Here is a 17,967-nt window from a genome sequence, read left to right on the forward strand (position 1 = left end):
GTTTCCGTCGCCTCTCCGGCCCCCCGGGCCGCATACCGCCCGGCTCTTTTTGTCATTCGGCGGAGCTACGCGCGTAGACGCTCTCGTAGCACGATAGTTTCGCCGCGCTCCGCATCCCCGCATTCCCGCATTCCCGCATCCCTGCTTTCCGCCTCCCGCCCCCCGCTCCTTTCCGCCAAGGAGAGTGCGTCATCAACGCGTCCAGCCCGCCCCCCGCCGTAGAACTGCACGGCATCACCAAGCGCTTCCCCGGCGTCGTCGCCAACCACGACATCGACATCACCGTCCGCAAGGGCACCGTGCACGCCCTCGTCGGTGAGAACGGTGCCGGAAAGTCGACCCTGATGAAGATCCTCTACGGCATGCAGAAGCCGGACGAGGGCACCATCACCATCGACGGGGAGCAGGCCACGTTCCACAGCCCCGCCGACGCCATCGCACGCGGCATCGGCATGGTGCACCAGCACTTCATGCTCGCCGACAACCTCACCGTCCTGGAGAACGTCGTCCTCGGCGGCGAGAAGCTGTACGGCATCGGCGACAGGGCCCGCGACAAGATCAAGGAGATCTCGGACGCGTACGGACTGAACGTGCGCCCCGACGCCCTGGTCGAGAACCTCGGTGTGGCCGACCGCCAGCGCGTGGAGATCCTCAAGGTCCTCTACCGCGGCGCCCGCATCCTCATCCTCGACGAGCCGACCGCCGTGCTCGTGCCGCAGGAGGTCGACGCGCTCTTCGCCAACCTCCGCGAGCTCAAGTCCGAGGGCCTGACGGTCATCTTCATCTCGCACAAGCTGGGCGAGGTCCTCTCGGTCGCCGACGACATCACCGTCATCCGGCGCGGCACGACCGTGGGCACCGCCGACCCGGCGAACACCACCCCCAAGCAGCTCGCCGAGCTGATGGTCGGCAGCGAGCTCCCCTCGCCCGAGACCCGCGAGTCGACGGTCACCGACGTACCGATGCTCCGCGTCGACGGCCTCCGGCTCAACGCCGTCGACCCCGACGGCGCCGTGCGCGAGGTGCTCGCCGGGATCTCCCTCACCATCCACAAGGGCGAGGTCCTCGGCATCGCGGGCGTCGAGGGCAACGGCCAGGCCGAGCTCGTCGAGGCGATCATGGGCATGCGCGACCCGGACGGCGGCGTCATCACGCTCGACGACGCCGACATCTCGCACGCGCCCACCCGCAAGCGCCGTGAGGGCGGCATCGGCTACATCCCCGAGGACCGCCACCGGCACGGCCTGCTCCTCGAAGCACCGCTGTGGGAGAACCGCATCCTCGGCCACGTCACCGAGGAGCCCAACTCCAAGCGCGGACTGCTCGACCTGAAGGCGGCCCGCGCCGACACCGAGCGGATCGTGCGCGAGTACGACGTCCGTACGCCCGGCATCGAGGTCACCGCGGCCTCGCTGTCCGGCGGCAACCAGCAGAAGCTGATCGTCGGCCGCGAGATGAGCCACGCCCCCAAGCTGCTCATCGCCGCGCACCCCACGCGCGGCGTGGACGTCGGCGCGCAGGCGCAGATCTGGGACCAGATCCGCGAGGCGCGCCGCGAGGGACTGGCCGTACTGCTGATCTCCGCCGACCTGGACGAGCTGATCGGGCTCTCCGACACCCTGCGGGTCATGTACCGCGGCCGCCTGGTCGCGGACGCCGACCCGGCCACCATCACCCCGGAGGAGCTGGGCTCGGCCATGACCGGTGCCGCCAGCGGTCATCTGGAGCACGCCCCGAAGGACGAGACCTGATGAAGAAATTCGACAAGGACCGGCTGATCCTGGGCCTCGCCGGCCCAGTGCTCGCGCTGGTCGTCGCCATCGCGCTCACCTCGGTGGTGCTGCTCGCCTCGGGCCGCGACCCGATCGAGCCGTACACGCTGATGATCGAGAACGCCGCGTACGCCGACATCCAGGTGCTGATCCTCAACCAGGCCGGCACGTACTACCTGGCGGCGCTCGCCGTGGCCGTCGGGTTCCGGATGAACCTGTTCAACATCGGCGTGGACGGCCAGTACCGGCTCGCCGCGATGACGGCGGCCCTGGTCGGCGCCGGCGTCGAGCTGCCCGGCCCGCTGCACATCGCCCTCATCGTGATCGTCGCGATGCTGACCGGCGCCTTCTGGGCCGGCATCGCGGGCATCCTGCGGACCATCCGGGGCGTGAGCGAGGTCGTCTCCACGATCATGCTCAACGCGATCGCCACCAGCCTCATCGCCTGGCTGATCCTCCCCGACAACTTCGGCTTCCAGCCGGAGGGCTCCAACGACCTCACCACGGGCGAGATCCCGGAGTCCGGCTGGTTCCCGAGCGTGAGCATGGGCGACGGCGGCGAGATCTACGGCTTCACGTTCGTCGCCTTCGCGCTCGGCATCGTCTACTGGTTCGTCCTCAACCGGACCCGCTTCGGCTTCGACCTGCGCGCCACCGGCGCCAGCCAGACCGCCGCCGCGGCCTCCGGCGTCGACGCCAAGAAGATGATCCTGACCGCGATGCTGATCTCGGGCGGGGTCGCCGGCCTGGCCGGAATGCCGACGCTGCTGGGCGACACCCACACCTACAGCCTCAGCTTCCCGACCGGCATCGGCTTCACGGGCATCACCATCGCCCTGCTCGGCCGCAACAACCCGGTCGGCATCCTGTTCAGCGCGCTGCTGATCGCCTTCCTCGACAAGGCGTCCGCCGTACTCGACCAGTACGGCTACGAAAAGGAAATCGCCACGATCATGCAGGGCCTGATCGTGATCGCGGTCGTCGTCAGTTACGAACTCGTCCGCCGCTACGGGCTCCGCCGCCAGCAGCAGAAGGTGGGCGAGGAGCTCGCCGCAGCCGCCCGCAAGAACCGTGAGGAGGTGGCGGCGTAATGAGTACCAGCACTGTCTCCGCCGTGAGCGCGGCGCCGAAGAAGAGCGCCCGCCGCAAACTGTCCGTCCCCGTCATCCTGCTGATCATCGCGGGCGGGCTCGTCCTGGTCTCGCTGGTGCGCCTCATCAGCGGCGCCGACGACCTGACCTCCGTCGGCCAGGTCTCCGGCGCGCTCCAGCTCGCCGTCCCGATCGGCCTCGCCGGTCTCGGCGGCCTGTGGGCCGAGCGCGCGGGCGTCGTCAACATCGGCCTCGAAGGCATGATGATCCTGGGCACCTGGTTCGGCGCGTACGCCGGCTACCAGTGGGGCCCGTGGTCGGGCGTCGCCCTCGGCATCCTCGGCGGCGCGCTCGGCGGTCTGCTGCACGCGGTCATCACCGTCACCTTCGGCGTGAACCACATCGTCTCCGGTGTGGCCATCAACATCCTGGCTGTGGGCGCCACCCGCTACCTCTCCAACTTCACCTTCGACAAGGCCGCGGGCGGTTCCTCCAAGCAGTCCCCGCGCATCGACGAGATCACGAAGATCACCATTCCGGGGCTCTCCGACTGGCTGCGGGACATCCAGGGCAAACACTGGTTCTTCGTCTCGGACGTCGCGGGTGTCCTCGGCGGCCTGCTCACCAACCTCTCCCTGCTGACCGTCGTCGCGCTGCTGCTGATCCCGGCCACCGTCTGGATCCTCTGGCACACGTCCTTCGGCCTGCGCCTGCGCTCCTGCGGCGAGAACCCGGTGGCCGCCGAGTCCCTGGGCGTCAACGTCTACAAGTACAAGTACATCGCCGTCGTCGTCTCCGGCGGACTCGCCGGCCTCGCGGGCGCCTTCCTCGCCATCGTCGCCACCGGCATCTACCAGGAGGGCCAGACCGGCGGCCGCGGCTACATCGGTCTCGCCGCGATGATCTTCGGCAACTGGATGCCGGGCGGAATGGCGCTGGGCGCCGGCCTCTTCGGCTTCACCGACAGCCTCAAGCTGCGCGGCGGCGCCGAGAACGTCCACGCGATGCTGCTCCTGCTGGCGATCCTGCTGCTGATCGTCCTGTTCTGGCAGCTGTACAAGAAGAAGTACGTGCCCGCCGCGGTCTCCGGCGTCGCCGCCGTGGCCCTCTTCACCTGGTACGCGTTCACCGACGAGGTCCCGAGCCAGTTCGTGGACGCCGCGCCGTACATCACCACCCTGCTCGTCCTGGCGCTCTCCGCACAGCGGCTCCGCATGCCCAAGGCCAACGGCATGCCGTACCGCAAGGGCCAGGGCAAGTGACGCGAGGAGCGGCTGCCGTCGACTGGGAGGCCCTGCGGGAGGCGGCGCGCGAGGCCATGTCGCGCGCGTACGCCCCCTACTCGGGCTTCCCGGTCGGCGCCGCGGCCCTCGTCGACGACGGCCGCACCGTCACCGGCTGCAACGTGGAGAACGCCTCCTACGGCCTCTCCCTGTGCGCCGAGTGCGGCCTCGTCTCGCAGCTCAACGCCACCGGCGGCGGCCGCCTGACGCACTTCACCTGCGTCGACGGCCGGGGCGAGATCCTGATGCCGTGCGGCCGCTGCCGGCAGCTGCTGTACGAATTCGGCGGCCCCGCGCTGCTGCTCGACACGTCGGCGGGTATCCGTACCCTCGCCGACATGCTCCCCGACGCCTTCGGCCCCCAGCACCTGGCGCCCGGCACCACGGAAGGAACCCGATAAACCCCATGGACGTCATTTCCGTCATCCGGACCAAGCGCGACAAGGGCGAACTGAGCCCCGAGCAGATCGACTGGGTCATCGACGCCTACACGCGCGGCGAAGTCGCCGACGAGCAGATGTCGGCCCTCGCGATGGCGATCCTGCTCAACGGCATGAACCGGGTCGAGATCGCCCGCTGGACCGCGGCGATGATCAACTCGGGTGAGCGCATGAACTTCGCCCAGCTCTCCCGCCCCACCGCCGACAAGCACTCCACCGGCGGTGTCGGCGACAAGATCACACTGCCGTTGGCCCCCATCGTCGCCGCCTGCGGCGCGGCCGTGCCCCAGCTCTCGGGCCGGGGCCTCGGCCACACCGGCGGCACGCTCGACAAGCTGGAGTCGATCCCCGGCTGGCGCGCGCTGCTCTCCAACGAGGAGATGTTCGGCGTGCTGGAATCCACCGGCGCGGTCATCTGCGCGGCGGGCGACGGCCTGGCCCCGGCGGACAAGAAGCTGTACGCGCTGCGCGACGTCACCGGCACGGTCGAGGCCATCCCGCTGATCGCCTCCTCCATCATGTCGAAGAAGATCGCCGAGGGTACGGGCTCACTCGTCCTGGACGTGAAGGTCGGCTCCGGCGCCTTCATGAAGAACATCGAGGACGCCCGCGAGCTCGCCGCCACCATGGTGGGCCTGGGCACCGACCACGGCGTACGCACGGTGGCCCTCCTCACCGACATGTCGACCCCGCTCGGCCTCACGGCGGGCAACGCCCTCGAAGTCCGCGAATCGGTCGAGGTGCTGGCGGGCGGCGGCCCGCAGGACGTCGTCGACCTCACCCTCGCGCTCGCCCGCGAGATGCTCGACGCGGCCGGACTCAAGGACGCCGACCCGGTCAAGGCGCTCGCCGACGGCTCCGCGATGGACGTCTGGCGCCGTATGGTCGCGGCCCAGGGCGGCGACCCGGACGCGGCCCTCCCGGTCGCCCGCGAGCAGCACGTCGTCCACGCCTCCGAGAGCGGCGTCCTCACCACCCTCGACGCGTACGCCGTCGGTGTCGCCGCCTGGCGCCTGGGCGCCGGCCGCGCGCGCAAGGAGGACCGGGTCCAGGCCGGCGCGGGCATCGAGCTCCACGCCAAGCCGGGCGACAGGATCACCGCGGGCCAGCGCCTGATGACCCTGCACACGGACACCCCGGAGAAGTTCGAGTACGCCCTCGAAGCCCTGAACGGCGGGGTCCTGACCGCCCCCGAGGGTACGGAGTTCACCCCGAACCCGATCGTGCTGGGCCGCATCGCCTGACGGGCGAGGACGGGCACGACCGAGCGGGGCCGGTGGATTCCACCGGCCCCGCTCCTTTCGTCCGCTCACGCGTGGCCGCGTGGCCGCGTCGCCGCGTCGGGAGCGGGCGCCGCGGCGATGGCGCGGCACCCCGCGCCGTTCGGATGCAGACCGTCCTCGAAGACGTATCCGGGGCGCGGCATGTCACGGTCGGCCGGGCCGGACATCGCCCGGTCCGTATCGAGCACCGTGTCGTACGCCCCGCTCGTACGGATCCAGTGGTTGACCGCGTCCCGTACCTTCTCGTCCTCCTCGCCCCACACCGGGAACAGCGCGTCCTTGAGCGGCGAGGACCGTCCCACCGTCGATCCGGTCCGGAACCAGTGGGTGCGGGCCCCGGATCCGGGGCGGGGCGGGCCACCGGAAGGCGGCCACCGATGAGTTACGTCCGCGCCCCGGGTCTGCCTGGTGTGAATGCCATGATGCCGGCCGTCCTCGTCGTCGCCGGCCGGGTGACCCCCGGTGACGTGCCCCGCCTGTGCGGCGAGCTGGACGACCTGCTGCACGCCTCCGGGGCCACCGAGGTGATCTGCGACGTCACCGGACTGGCCGGCCCGGACCTCACCGCCGTCGACGCCCTGGCCCGTCTGCGGCTCACCGCCCGCCGGGCCGGCTGCCGTCTGCGGCTGCGCGGCCCCCGGCCGGACCTGCTGGCGCTGCTGCGTCTCACCGGGCTCGGCGATCTCGTCCGGGCCGGCCCCGCGGGGCCGTAGGCGTTTACCGGGCAGTATTCCTTTCGGCGCGATCACCCGATGGGTTGTTTTCACGAAAGTGGGCGAAACCCGATCCGGCATGTCGCATCGGGGGCACAGCCATATCGGTGCGCGGCTCCAAATGGCCGAACAGGCGAGTTCAAGCGTGATTTTCCCACCGGCTTTCTGACAAAGTTCAAAGCCGAAATCCACGGTTGCTTTCTCGGTCAGTTCTACGGTCCAGGTATGAAGAGAGCCGCACGTGCTGCAAAGAAGTTGGACTGAGCAGAGCCAACTGACAGTTTTTCACCTCGTCCAGCCGGTGGAAGGGGGAGTCGCACGCGTTGTCACCGACCTCGTCAGGGCGCAGACGGGCGCGGGTCTGCGGACCGTCGTCGCCTGCCCGCCGGACGGCGCGCTGGCGTCGGAGGCCGCCGAGGCCGGAGCGCGCGTGCACACCTGGCCCGCCGAACGCGCCCCCGGGCCCCGGCTCGCCAAGGAGGTCATGACCGCCGCCCGGCTGATCCGCGCGTGCCGCCCCCACGTCGTGCACGCCCACAGCGCCAAGGCCGGGCTCGCGGGCAGGCTGGCGGTGCGCGGCCGGGTGCCGACGGTCTTCCAGCCCCACGCCTGGTCCTTCGACGCCGTGCAGGGCCGTGAAGCCGCGCTCGCCCTCGGCTGGGAGCGGTACGCGGCCCGCTGGAGCACCCGGACCCTGTGCGTCAGCGAGACCGAGCGCCGGGCGGGGGAGGAGGCCGGCATCGCCGCCCGCTGGTCGGTGATCCGCAACGGCGTCGACCTCCGCCACTTCCGCCCCGACGAGGGCGCGAGCCGCGCCCCGGCCCGCGCCGCCCTCCCGCTCCTCTCCGGCCTCCCCGCCACCGCCCCCCTCGTCGTCTGCCTCGGCCGCCTGTGCCACCAGAAGGGCCAGGACATCCTGCTGCGGGCCTGGCGGCAGGTGGCCTCTGCGGTGCCCGGCGCCCGGTTGGTCCTGGTCGGCGACGGGCCCGACCGCGAACGCCTGACGGCCCAGGCCCCGCCGGGCGTGCTGTTCGCCGGGGCCAGCCGCGACCCCAGGCCGTGGCTGCACGCGGCGGACGTCGTCGTCCTGCCCTCGCGCTGGGAGGGCATGGCCCTCGCCCCGCTCGAAGCCATGGCCTGCGGCCGGCCCGTCGTGCTGTCCGACGTCAGCGGGGCCAGGGAGAGCCTGCCGCCCGGCCACGAAGCCCACTGCCTCGTACCGCCGCGGGACCCGCGGGCCCTCGCCGCGGCACTGACGAACCTGCTGGCCGACCCCGGGCTCCGGGAGGCCCTGGGCCGCGCGGCCCAGACCCACACCCGGTCGACCCGTGACGTACGCAAGACCGCCGCAGCCGTTTTCGGCCTCTACAGGGAACTTGTCAGCCTGCCCCGACCCGCGATCATGATGAGGAAGCGCACCGAGCGATGACGACGGAGAGTGCATTCGCGCCCGACACCGCCCAGGCCACAGCCGTGCAGCTGACGGCTCCTTCGGTCCATCCGCCGAGGAGGGCGGCACGGCACCGGCCCGCCCCCCTGGCACCACGGAGCCTGCGCCTGCGGGGCCCCCTCGTGGCGGTGCTCGCCGCCGACGTGCTCGCCACGGGCCTCACCCTGGCGCTGATGCCCTGGCCGGTGCTCGCGTGCGTCCCGCTCGCGGTGCTCATGCCGGCGCTGCACACCTGGCGCGGCCTCTACCGCCCCCGTCTGTCCCCCTCGGCTCTCGACGAGTTTCCCCCGCTCCTCCTCCTCGCCCTGGTGCAGTGGTACGCCACCGCGGAAGCCCTCACCGCGTACGACTCCCGGTACGGCGTCGGCTGGACGGACCTGACCTGCGCCGCCGCCGCCCAGGCCCTGCTCGGCTGCGCCGGCCGGTCCACGGTCTACCGGATCCGCCGCCGCGCGGCGGTCCGCCGCCCGCAGTCCGCGCTGATCGTGGGCCGGACCCCGCTCGCCCAGCAGGTCACGGCGGCCCTGCAGGCCCGGGCCGAGTACGGACTGCGCCCGGTCGGCCGCTTCGACCCGGCGGACCAGCCCGCGGACGCCACCCCCGCGGACACGCTCCCCGTCCTCGCCACCCTGGAGGACGTCAGCCGGGCGGTCATCCAGAACTCCGTGCGCCACGCCGTCTTCACCGACCCGCCCCGGTCGGCCCCCGACGCGGCCGCGCTCGTCGAGATCTTCGCCGAGCACGACTGCCGGCTCTGGCTCGTCGACGGCCCGACGACCGGAACAACGGCACCCGACCGCACACCGGACCCCGACCACCTCTGGGGGTTCGCCGTACGACCGCTCCGCACCGGACCGGGCCGGCCCGTGGCACGCGCGGGCAAGCGCGTCATGGACGCCCTCGTGGCCGCCGTCGCCCTTGTCGCGGCGGCACCGGTCATGGCCGTGTGCGCCCTCGCCGTACGCCTCTCCGACGGCCCGGGCGTCATCTTCCGCCAGGAGCGCATCGGCCGTGACGGCCGCCCCTTCACGCTCCTCAAGTTCCGTACGCTCCGCCCGGCCGACGAGCACGAGTCCGCCACCCGCTGGAGCGTGGCCATGGACCACCGCATGAGCGTCACGGGCAACCTCCTCCGCCGCACGTCCCTGGACGAGCTCCCCCAGCTCTGGAACGTGCTGCGCGGCGACATGAGCCTGGTCGGCCCGCGCCCCGAACGCCCGTACTTCGTCACCAAGTTCAGCCACACCTACCCCGGCTACCAGGCCCGTCACCGGATGCCCGTCGGCATCACCGGGCTGGCCCAGGTCAACGGACTGCGCGGCGACACCTCGATCGAGGACCGCGCCCGCTTCGACAACCACTACATCGAGACCTGGTCGCTCTGGCAGGACGTGTGCATCCTCACGCGCACCGCCACTTCCCTGTTCCGGCTCGGAGGCAGCTGAGCATGACCGCCCTGTGGACCGCCGTACCGGCGCCGCACCCGCGCGTCCAGTGGCGGGAACAGCGCTGGTGGCCGGTGCTGCCCCTGCTCGCGACCGTGCTCCTCCTGGCCGTCCCGGTCCAGACGGCGGGAGCCGGAACGTCCGCCAACGTCACCCCGGCGGACATCGCGTCGTGCGTCCTGGTGGCCTTCGCCCTCGGCCGCGTACTGCACCTGCGCCGACGGCCGCTGACACCGGCCGCCGCGCTGGTCCTCGGCCTCCCGACGGCCGGCATCGCCGTGGCGACGTTCACCGCCGCCGACCCGGCCGCCGCCCTCACCGGATTCGTCCGCTACCTCCAGGTCTTCGTCCTCGTCCCCACCGCGGTGGTCCTCCTGGTCCGCACCCCCCGCAACTTCCGCGTCATCGCCGGCTCCCTGATCGCCCTCGCCCTCGTCCAGGGCGCCGTCGGCGTCCACCAGTACGCCACCGGCACGGGCGCGTCGTACCGGGGCGAGGACATCAGAGCGGTGGGCACCTTCGGCCCCACCGACGTCATGGGCATGGCCACGGTGGTCTCGTACGGCCTCCTGGCAGCCCTGGCCCTGGCACTCCGCACGCCCGGGAACGCCCCTCCCTGGCTGCGCCCCGCCGCCACCGCCGCCGCCGCCGCGCTCGTGGTCCCCCTCGCGCTCTCCTTCAGCCGGGGCGCCTGGATCGCCACGCTGGCGGCGGCCGTCGCCATGATCCTCCTCACCGGCCCGCGCCGGGCGGTACGTGCCCTGGCCGTCCTGACCGCCGTCTCGGTCGTCCTCGTCGGCGGCTTCGGCATCGGCTCCGAGATGATCTCGCAGCGCCTCACCAGCATCACCGAGGTGACGGAGACCCCCGACCGCTCGGTCACCGACCGCTACACGATGTGGGCCGCCGCGACGAGCATGTGGGACGACCGGCCCGCCACCGGAGTGGGCCTCAAGGGATTCCCCGTCCACCGGGACGCGCACGCGTCGATCGGCCTGTCCTCCGGCAGCGACACGGCGGGCGCGGGCCAGGAATTCCACAAGCAGGCCCTCCTCTCCCCCCACAACATGTACCTCCTCGTGCTCAGCGAACAGGGCCTGATCGGCATCACCGCGTTCGTGGGCAGCTGGGCGGCGATCCTGGTGGCCGGGGTACGCGGGCTGACCCTCCCCCGCAGGAACAGAAGAGCCACGGACTGCGGCCTGGCCGCGGTGGGCCTGATGACCTGGCAGACCGTCGACTTCCTGTACGCCGACATCGGCGGCCCCTCGACGGTGCTCACCGGGATCGTCCTGGGCCTGGCGGCGTGGTGGGCCCTGGCGCAGCCGGCCGAGGCGACCGCCGCATGACCGACACGGACGAGCAGAGCAAGACACCCCAGGCACCCCGCACCCGCACCGCACCGGACGCCCCCACCGCCGCACCCGCCCCGGTGCCGGGAGGGGCCGCGCCGGGGCGCTCCCCGCAGGGCGTCGAACACAACGAGCCCGAACGAACCGCCCCCCCGGACGTTCGGCGCCCGAGGAGACGCCCCGGCGCGCCATCGACCCCGACGCCTCCGCCCCCGACGCCCCAGAGCCCCGCGGCAGCCTCCGCCCCCGTCCCCCCGAAGCTGGGACGGTTCCTCGCGAGGGCCGCGGCGGTCACCGCCGGACTGACGGCGGCAGGGGCGCTGTTCGGGCTCGTACGGGACCAGGCCATCGCCCACCTCTTCGGCGCGAGCGTGGACAGCGACGCCTTCCTGATCGCCTGGACCGTGCCGGAGATGGCCTCCACGCTCCTGATCGAGGACGCCATGGCGCTCCTCCTGGTCCCCGCCTTCAGCCACGCCCTGGCCCGCCGCGCGGCCCAGCGCACCCAGGACCCGGCCCTTTCGTACGACGCCGTCCGGGCGCTGGTCCTGGCCACCCTGCCCCGGCTGTCGGCCCTGCTGGCCTGCGTCGCCTGCCTGCTGGTCCTGGGAGCCCCCTGGGTCGTGCGGATCCTCGCGCCGGGCTTCAGCGACCCCGCACTGGCCGTCGACTGCACCCGCCTGACGGCCGTGACCGTGCTCACCTTCGGCATCGCCGGATACTTCAGCGCCGCCCTGCGCGCGCACCGCAAGTTCCTCCAGCCGGCCGGCGTCTACGTCGCGTACAACCTCGGCATCATCGTCACCACGCTCACCCTGCACTCGCTGTGGGGCGTACGGGCCGCCGCGGCCGGGGTCGCGGTGGGCAGCCTCCTGATGGTCCTGACCCAACTGCCCACCTTCCTCGGACTGGCGGCCGGCCCCCGCCCCCGCCCCCGCCCCGGCCCCCGCCCCCGCACCGGACTCCGCCCCCGCGCCGCCGCCCCCCTCCTCGGCACCGCCGTCCTGGCCCCCGTGGTCCTCTTCGCGATCGGCCGTCAGTCCCAGGTCCTGGTCGAGCGCTTCCTCGCGTCCTCCCTGCCCGGCGGCGCCATCTCGCACCTGAACTACGCGCAGAAGGTCGCGCAGATGCCGATGGTGCTCTCCCTCATGATCTGCACGGTGACGTACCCGGTGGTGGCCCGTGCCATGGCCGAGGGAGACCACGAGGGAGCCCGCCTGCGGGTCGAACGCGACCTGGCCCTGGCGGCGATGGTGGTCCTCCTGGGAACAGCGCTCGTCCTCGGCTACGCGCCCCAGATCGTCGAAGTCCTCTTCGAGCGCGGCGCGTTCGACGCGCAGGACACCGCGACGACGGCGACCGTCATGCGGGTGTACGCGGCCGGCCTCCTGGGCCACTGCCTCGTCGGCGCCCTGAGCCGGCCGTTCTTCTCCACGGGCCGGCCCACCTGGTACCCGGCCGCCGCGATGGCGGCCGGGCTCCTGGTCACCACCGCCGTCGGCGCGGCCGCGGTCGGCCGCTTCGGCGTCCACGGCATCGCCGCCGCCAACGCCGTCGGCATCAGCACGACGGCGCTGCTGCTGCTCAGCGGTCTCGGCTCGCGCGTGGTCTCCATCCGGGTACGGGCCGTCAGCGCCTCCTTCGCCCGGCTGGCCGTCGCGGGCCACGCCGCCGCCGCGACGGGCTGGACGGTCGCGCCGATGGCGGCCGGACCCCTGCCGAGCGTGGCCGCCGGCTGCGTGCTCGTCCCCGCCGTATTCGTCCTCACCGGACTCGCAGTAAGAGCTCCCGAAGTCGTTCACCTGCTGGCACTCACCCGACAGAGGTTCCGTCATGGCCGCTGACACGGCGATCCGTAGCGCCGAACGCCCCACGCCCCGACCCCACTCGGCCGGCCACCCGGCCGGCCCCTCCCAGCCGTGGATCCTGATGTACCACTCGGTGGGCGATCCGACGGACGACCCGTACGGCATCACCGTCGCCCGCGACCGGCTCGACCGCCAGCTGGGCTGGTTGCGGCGCCGAAGACTCACCGGCGTCGACGTCGGCACGCTGCTGCGCGCCCACGCGGCCGGCCGCGCCCGTCGCCTGGTCGGGCTGACCTTCGACGACGGATACACCGACTTCCTCCACGAGGCGCTGCCGGTGCTGCGCCGGCACGCGTGCACGGCGACCGTGTTCGTCCTGCCCGGCCGGCTCGGCGGCTCCAACGAGTGGGACCCGCGCGGCCCGCGCAAGCGGCTGATGACCGAGGAGGACATCCGGTCGGTCACGGCGGCGGGCATGCAGATCGGCTCGCACGGCCTGTACCACCAGCGCCTGGCCGGCCTGTCCGACGACGCCCTCCTCCAGGAGACGCGCCACAGCCGGGAGCTGATCCGCGAGATCACCGGCACCGCCCCCGAGGGCTTCTGCTACCCGTACGGCATCGTCGACGACCGGGCCACCGACGCGGTCCGCGCCGCCGGTTACACGTACGGCTTCGCGATCGACCCCGGTCCGCTGCTCGGCCCGTACGCCCTGCCCCGCACGCACATCAGCCACGCCGACCGCGGCCTCCGGCTGTGGGCGAAGCGCCTGCGCCACCGTTTCGCGCTGTCCGGGGACGCCCGGTGAAGGCGCTGCACATCATCACCGGGCTCGGGGTCGGAGGAGCCGAGCAGCAGCTCCGCCTGCTCCTGCGCCACCTGCCCGTGCGCTGCGACGTCGTGACGCTGACCAACCCGGGGGCGGTGGCGGACGGCCTGCGCGCGGACGGCGTCCGGGTCACGGACCTGGGGATGAAGGGCAACCGGGACCTCAAGGCGGTGCCCGCGCTGGTCCGGCTGATCCGCCGGGGGAGGTACGACCTCGTCCACACGCACCTGTACCGCGCCTGCGTCTACGGGCGGATCGCCGCACGCCTGGCCGGGGTCACCGCCACGGTCGCCACGGAGCACTCGCTGGGGCACGCGGAGATCGAGGGCCGCCCGCTCACCCCGGGCGCCCGCGCGCTGTACCTGGGGACCGAACGCCTCGGCTCGGCCACCGTCGCCGTGTCCGCCACCGTCGCCGGGCGGCTGCGCGACTGGGGCGTACCGGCCGCGCGGATCCACGTCGTACCCAACGGGATCGACGCGGCCCGCTTCCGCTTCGACCCCGCGCGCCGCCTGGCCACCCGCGCGCGGCTGGGTGTCCCCGCCGACGCCTTCGTGGTGGGCGGCGTGGGCAGGATCGTCCCGGGCAAGCGGTTCGACGTGCTGGTCCGCGCGGTCGCGGCCCTGCCCGGCGCCTGGCTCCTGCTGGCCGGCGACGGTCCCGAGGCGGGTGCGCTGCGCACCCTCGCCTCCCGGCTGGGAGCCGCGGACCGCATCCGCTTCCTCGGCGAGTGCGACGCCGCCGCCGCGGACAGCCCCGCGCCCGGCCCCGCCGCCCCGGCCGCCGTGGCCTGCGCCGGCGGCGCCCGCACGGCCGAAGCCGCCCACCACCCCGCCGGTACGCCCCGCACCACCACGTCCCGCCCCGCCGTTACGCCGCCCGCCGCCCGCCGCCCTGTCCTCCGCGGCGGTACCACCGCCACCGCCCCCGGCATCCCGGATCTTCTCTGCGCCATGGACGCCTTCGTCTCGGTGTCCCGCGAGGAGGCATTCGGCCTGGCCGTCGTCGAGGCGCTGGCCGCCGGGCTGCCCGTACTCCACAGCACGTGTCCCGCCATCGACGACCTGCCCGCGGGCCAGTCGCCCGGCGCCCGGCGCATCAGCGGCGACACCGGCGAGCTGACGGCGGCCCTGCGACGGCAGATGGAGGGCGGAAGGCGCCGGCTGCCGCCGCCCCCGGCCGTCGGCCACTACGACATCGCCCGCAGCAGCGAACGCCTCATGGACGTGTACGCGCACGCCCTCGCCCTCGCTCCCTCCACCTCTTTCCCGACCGAGCCTTCCCCGACCAAGAGAGCACACCCATGACCGAGTCGCCCGAGCCGCAGCCCGCCGCCCCCGGACGGATCAGCCGGCTCCGCGCCAGGATCACCGACATCGTCGACATCGTCCTGAGCGTCCGGATCCCTCCGCTGCCCGTCTGGTGGCCCCTGCCCGTCTGCGCACTCCTCGGCACGGTGTGCGGAGTCTCCTACGGCGCCCTCAAGACCCCGGAGTACACCGCCACCAGCTATGTCGTCGCCGTCCCCGGCAAGGGCACCGAACCGGGCGCGGCCCTCGGCTACGCCCAGGCCTACGGCCGGATCACCACCAGCGACTCCACCCTCGCGTACGCGCGCGTGGCCGCCGGGGTCCCGCCGCGGACCCTCCGCAGCCAGGTGCGGACCGAGACGTCCCCCGACTCGCCGATGATCGCGATCACCGGCACCGCCACCAAGCCCGCCGTGGCCGCGGACATCGCCAACGCCGTCGCCGACGCCGTCTTCGTCAGCAGCAACCACGTGTCCAAGAAGACCGGTGTGAAGCTCCTCGTCTTCTCGCAGGCCATCGCACCGGACGAGCCGGCCTCCCCCTCCGCCGCGATCAGCGCGGCCGTCGGCGGGTGCGCGGGCGGGCTCATCGGGGGGCTGGCCCTCCTCGTACGGCCGCGGCTTCCCCGCCGGGCCGCGTCCGCCCCGGTGCCCGCCCCCGCCGCCGCCCCCGCCAACGCCGAGCGGGAGCTGGTCTGATGGCCGACGACCGGCGGGGCACCACCGTCACCCTGTGCCGCGACCCCGGGCGGTTCGCCGCGCTGCGGGAGGAGTGGGACGCGCTCCACCGCCGCTGCGCCGCCGCCACGCCGTTCCAGAGCCACGCCTGGCTCCACTCGTGGTGGCTCTCGTACGGGGCGAACGGCCTGCTCCGCGTCGTCCTGGCCCGCCGCGGCGGGCGGCTGATCGGCGCGGCGCCGCTGATGCTGGTGCACCGCCCGATGCCGCTGCTCGTGCCCATGGGCGGTGCGATCTCCGACTTCTTCGACGTACTGGTGGACGACGAGGAGGCGGGGAGCGCGATCACCGCACTGGAGCGCGGGCTCGACCGCGCCGCCCGTCAGGCCGTGATCGACCTGCGGGAGGTGCGCCCCGGGGCGGCGGCCGAGACGCTGTACGAGACCTGGACCGGCGCCCGGAGCCGCCTCACGGACTCGACCTGCATGGAACTTCCCGCCGAGCCGATCGACGGCCTGGTCAAGCGGATGCAGAGCAGCCGGGCGCAGCGCGTACGGGCCAAGCTGCGCAAGATCGACGCACTGGGGGTCGAGGCCCGCACCGTGGCGGAGCACGAAGTGCCCGGCGCCGTCGGCCGTCTGCTGCGCCTGCACGAACTCCAGTGGCGGGGCCGCGGGGTGAACGTCGAGCACCTCAGACCGCGCTTCGCGGAGCACCTGGTGCGCGCCACGCGCCGGATGCTGGGGGACGGCGACGCCGCGGTCACGGAGTTCCGGCTGGCCGGCGAGGTGGTGGCCGTGAGCATGACCCTCCAGTCCGGCCTCCTGTCCGGCGGCTACCTGTACGGGGCCGACCCCGGCCTGCGCGACAAGAAGGTGGACGTGGCGACGATGCTGCTGCGCCACGAGGCGCATCTGGCCGCCGGCTCGGGCCGCGGTGTGCTGAGCCTGCTGCGCGGGTCGGAGCCGTACAAGAACCAGTGGCACCCCGAGACGGTCACCAACCAGCGGCTGCTGCTGGCCCGGTCCGGCATGGAGCCCCTGCTGCGGGTGCGCGAGTCGCAGGTGACCATGCGGGACCGGGCCGCCGAGACCGTGAGCACGCGGTTCCCCGCGGCGCGTGACTGGCGCGACCGGCTGAACAGCTGGCGGGCGGACGGTGTCGCTAGAACAACAGCCGGTCCGCCGACGGCGGGGACTTCACACAGAACCTGAAGTCCGGCACCCACTGGTTGATCCAGTCGCCCAGTTTCACCGGCGCGCACCAGTCGTCGGAGTTCGGCTCGTGCGGCGGTTCGGCCGGCGCGGGCCTGTCGGGCTTGCCCTCCACCGGATCCGCCGGGGTGGGCGCCGGGGCCGGTGGGACCTGCCCCGGCGTCCCGTACAGCTTCGAGCGGAACACCTCCGAGGACTCGGGGTTCTCGTCGCACTGCCAGACGCCGTGCGGGCAGTAGTCGGTGATCGTCTGGTAGAGCGGCTTGTGCCGGGCCATCCAGTCGAGCATGCGGCTCATGTACTCGGGGTTGTCGCCGTTGCGGAACAGCCCCCACTCGGGGTACGAGATCGCCTTGTTGTGGGCGGCGGCGAAGTCGACCTGCGCCTGCAGCCCGTACGGCCCCGACACGTGCTCGTCGAACGTCTCGCCGGGAGGCTGGTCGTAGGAGTCCATGCCGATGATGTCCACGACGTCGTCGCCGGGGTAGCACTCGGTCCACGGAATGGCGTCCACCCCGCGGTTCGGAGCGAAGTCGAAGCGGAACTCCTGGCCGGGAACGGAGCGCATCGCCTTGACGATCCGCTTCCAGTACGCCTTCCAGGCATCGGGGTCGGGTCCGCAGCGGTGCGTGTACGTGGTGCCGTTCATCTCCCAGCCGAGGACGATCACCGTGTCCTTCGCGCCCAGGTCCACCAGGCGGTTGGCCAGGGTCCGGTAGTGCGCGTCGTAGCTGCCGGCGGCGCCCTCCTGCAGCAGGTCGCGGACCTCGTCGTCGGGGACGCGGGCCTCGTTCCGCTCCAGCATGGGCACGTTGAGCACGAACATCCGGTCGTCCGCACCGCGCCGCCACTCGGCCCAGGGGCGCAGGAACTCGGGGCGGCCCTCGATGTTCGACCAGAGATCGCCCGGCAGGTAGGTGTGCCCGACCTTCAGCTCCGCGCCGCCCAGCCACTTCGACAGCTCGGCCATGCGCTCCACGCCCTCGGGCCCGTAGTGGAGGTACGCGCCGATGGCGGGCACGCGGCTCTCCTGCTCCTGCTCAGGATCGGGCTTCGGCTCCTGCTCCGGTTCTGGCTCCGGCGTGGCGGGGGCGGGAACCGGGGGATCGGTGGGTGCTCTGTCTGCCGCCTCTGCTCCGAAGACACCACTGGCGACGATGAGACTTATAGCGACCGTCCCGATGCAGGTGCCAGTGAGACGGCGCCGCTTGGACATGGCTCCTCCTGGTATCTGTCGATTCGTACCGATGTGAACGACAGTAGGCAGAAAGTCTTATTAATGGGTTGTCCGCGTGCTCGT

General features: G+C 72.7%; 16 protein-coding genes. 14 read left to right on the plus strand and 2 right to left on the minus strand.

Annotated elements, in window-relative coordinates; translation table 11 throughout:
- Positions 1-224: 224 nt before the first annotated feature.
- Genes ABD374_RS00225 through ABD374_RS00245 form a run of 5 tightly spaced genes read left to right on the plus strand, consistent with a single transcriptional unit; the run spans position 225 to position 5,830 of the window.
- On the plus strand, positions 225-1,751 hold the full coding sequence (locus ABD374_RS00225) for an ABC transporter ATP-binding protein (RefSeq protein ID WP_344488752.1): 1,527 nt from the start codon (positions 225-227) through the stop codon (positions 1,749-1,751).
- A complete protein-coding gene (locus ABD374_RS00230) occupies positions 1,751-2,863 on the plus strand; it encodes an ABC transporter permease (protein ID WP_344488662.1) in 1,113 nt (370 codons plus the stop codon). The genes ABD374_RS00225 and ABD374_RS00230 overlap by 1 nt, the downstream gene beginning before the upstream one ends.
- Positions 2,863-4,125, plus strand: coding sequence for an ABC transporter permease (locus ABD374_RS00235; RefSeq protein ID WP_344488665.1), 1,263 nt, complete (start codon positions 2,863-2,865; stop codon positions 4,123-4,125). The genes ABD374_RS00230 and ABD374_RS00235 overlap by 1 nt, the downstream gene beginning before the upstream one ends.
- Positions 4,122-4,547, plus strand: a complete 426-nt coding sequence (locus ABD374_RS00240) for a cytidine deaminase (protein ID WP_344488668.1) — start codon at positions 4,122-4,124, stop codon at positions 4,545-4,547. Before ABD374_RS00235 ends, ABD374_RS00240 begins: the two co-directional genes overlap by 4 nt.
- A gap of 5 nt (positions 4,548-4,552) precedes the next feature.
- Positions 4,553-5,830: a thymidine phosphorylase gene (locus tag ABD374_RS00245; RefSeq protein ID WP_344488671.1), complete on the plus strand. Its 1,278-nt coding sequence runs from the start codon at positions 4,553-4,555 to the stop codon at positions 5,828-5,830.
- Between the two features lie 65 nt (positions 5,831-5,895).
- On the opposite strand, the gene ABD374_RS00250 is transcribed toward ABD374_RS00245, so the two are convergent.
- A complete protein-coding gene (locus ABD374_RS00250; RefSeq protein WP_344488674.1) occupies positions 5,896-6,171 on the minus strand; it encodes an SGNH/GDSL hydrolase family protein in 276 nt (91 codons plus the stop codon).
- A gap of 75 nt (positions 6,172-6,246) precedes the next feature.
- On the opposite strand from ABD374_RS00250, the gene ABD374_RS00255 reads away from it, so the two are divergent.
- From ABD374_RS00255 to ABD374_RS00295, 9 genes are all read left to right on the plus strand, one after another.
- Positions 6,247-6,582: an STAS domain-containing protein gene (locus ABD374_RS00255; RefSeq protein ID WP_344488677.1), complete on the plus strand. Its 336-nt coding sequence runs from the start codon at positions 6,247-6,249 to the stop codon at positions 6,580-6,582.
- 241 nt (positions 6,583-6,823) lie between these two features.
- Complete coding sequence (locus ABD374_RS00260) at positions 6,824-8,011, plus strand: glycosyltransferase (protein WP_344488680.1); 1,188 nt, start codon at positions 6,824-6,826, stop codon at positions 8,009-8,011.
- A complete protein-coding gene (locus tag ABD374_RS00265; RefSeq protein ID WP_344488683.1) occupies positions 8,008-9,477 on the plus strand; it encodes an exopolysaccharide biosynthesis polyprenyl glycosylphosphotransferase in 1,470 nt (489 codons plus the stop codon). Before ABD374_RS00260 ends, ABD374_RS00265 begins: the two co-directional genes overlap by 4 nt.
- 2 nt (positions 9,478-9,479) lie before the next feature.
- A complete protein-coding gene (locus tag ABD374_RS00270) occupies positions 9,480-10,826 on the plus strand; it encodes an O-antigen ligase family protein (RefSeq protein ID WP_344488686.1) in 1,347 nt (448 codons plus the stop codon).
- Positions 10,823-12,673 (plus strand): murein biosynthesis integral membrane protein MurJ, encoded by a 1,851-nt coding sequence (murJ, locus tag ABD374_RS00275; RefSeq protein WP_344488689.1) that lies wholly within the window; start codon positions 10,823-10,825, stop codon positions 12,671-12,673. The genes ABD374_RS00270 and murJ overlap by 4 nt, the downstream gene beginning before the upstream one ends.
- Positions 12,663-13,445 carry a polysaccharide deacetylase family protein gene (locus ABD374_RS00280; RefSeq protein WP_344488692.1) on the plus strand — a complete coding sequence of 261 codons (783 nt, stop codon included), beginning with the start codon at positions 12,663-12,665 and terminating at the stop codon, positions 13,443-13,445. The genes murJ and ABD374_RS00280 overlap by 11 nt, the downstream gene beginning before the upstream one ends.
- A complete protein-coding gene (locus ABD374_RS00285; protein WP_344488695.1) occupies positions 13,442-14,773 on the plus strand; it encodes a glycosyltransferase in 1,332 nt (443 codons plus the stop codon). The genes ABD374_RS00280 and ABD374_RS00285 overlap by 4 nt, the downstream gene beginning before the upstream one ends.
- Entirely contained in the window at positions 14,770-15,474 is a 705-nt protein-coding gene (locus tag ABD374_RS00290) for a YveK family protein (protein WP_344488698.1), read from the plus strand. Before ABD374_RS00285 ends, ABD374_RS00290 begins: the two co-directional genes overlap by 4 nt.
- Positions 15,474-16,667 carry a GNAT family N-acetyltransferase gene (locus ABD374_RS00295; protein ID WP_344488700.1) on the plus strand — a complete coding sequence of 398 codons (1,194 nt, stop codon included), beginning with the start codon at positions 15,474-15,476 and terminating at the stop codon, positions 16,665-16,667. The genes ABD374_RS00290 and ABD374_RS00295 overlap by 1 nt, the downstream gene beginning before the upstream one ends.
- Here ABD374_RS00295 and ABD374_RS00300 read toward each other — a convergent pair.
- Positions 16,618-17,883 carry a glycoside hydrolase family 26 protein gene (locus tag ABD374_RS00300; RefSeq protein WP_344488702.1) on the minus strand — a complete coding sequence of 422 codons (1,266 nt, stop codon included), beginning with the start codon at positions 17,881-17,883 and terminating at the stop codon, positions 16,618-16,620. The genes ABD374_RS00295 and ABD374_RS00300 overlap by 50 nt on opposite strands.
- Positions 17,884-17,967 lie beyond the last annotated feature (84 nt).

This window comes from Streptomyces enissocaesilis (assembly GCF_039533765.1).
Lineage (GTDB): Bacteria > Actinomycetota > Actinomycetes > Streptomycetales > Streptomycetaceae > Streptomyces > Streptomyces enissocaesilis.

Excerpts from the sequence above, each read along its gene's own strand:
- ABD374_RS00270 (WP_344488686.1), top strand. The coding sequence starts at position 9,480 with ATGACCGCCCTGTGGACCGCCGTACCGGCGCCGCACCCGCGCGTCCAG.
- ABD374_RS00280 (WP_344488692.1), top strand. The coding sequence starts at position 12,663 with ATGGCCGCTGACACGGCGATCCGTAGCGCCGAACGCCCCACGCCCCGA.
- ABD374_RS00295 (WP_344488700.1), top strand. The coding sequence starts at position 15,474 with ATGGCCGACGACCGGCGGGGCACCACCGTCACCCTGTGCCGCGACCCC.
- ABD374_RS00300 (WP_344488702.1), bottom strand. The coding sequence starts at position 17,883 with ATGTCCAAGCGGCGCCGTCTCACTGGCACCTGCATCGGGACGGTCGCT.
- ABD374_RS00235 (WP_344488665.1), top strand. The coding sequence starts at position 2,863 with ATGAGTACCAGCACTGTCTCCGCCGTGAGCGCGGCGCCGAAGAAGAGC.
- ABD374_RS00255 (WP_344488677.1), top strand. The coding sequence starts at position 6,247 with ATGAGTTACGTCCGCGCCCCGGGTCTGCCTGGTGTGAATGCCATGATG.
- ABD374_RS00245 (WP_344488671.1), top strand. The coding sequence starts at position 4,553 with ATGGACGTCATTTCCGTCATCCGGACCAAGCGCGACAAGGGCGAACTG.
- murJ (WP_344488689.1), top strand. The coding sequence starts at position 10,823 with ATGACCGACACGGACGAGCAGAGCAAGACACCCCAGGCACCCCGCACC.
- ABD374_RS00265 (WP_344488683.1), top strand. The coding sequence starts at position 8,008 with ATGACGACGGAGAGTGCATTCGCGCCCGACACCGCCCAGGCCACAGCC.
- ABD374_RS00230 (WP_344488662.1), top strand. The coding sequence starts at position 1,751 with ATGAAGAAATTCGACAAGGACCGGCTGATCCTGGGCCTCGCCGGCCCA.
- ABD374_RS00290 (WP_344488698.1), top strand. The coding sequence starts at position 14,770 with ATGACCGAGTCGCCCGAGCCGCAGCCCGCCGCCCCCGGACGGATCAGC.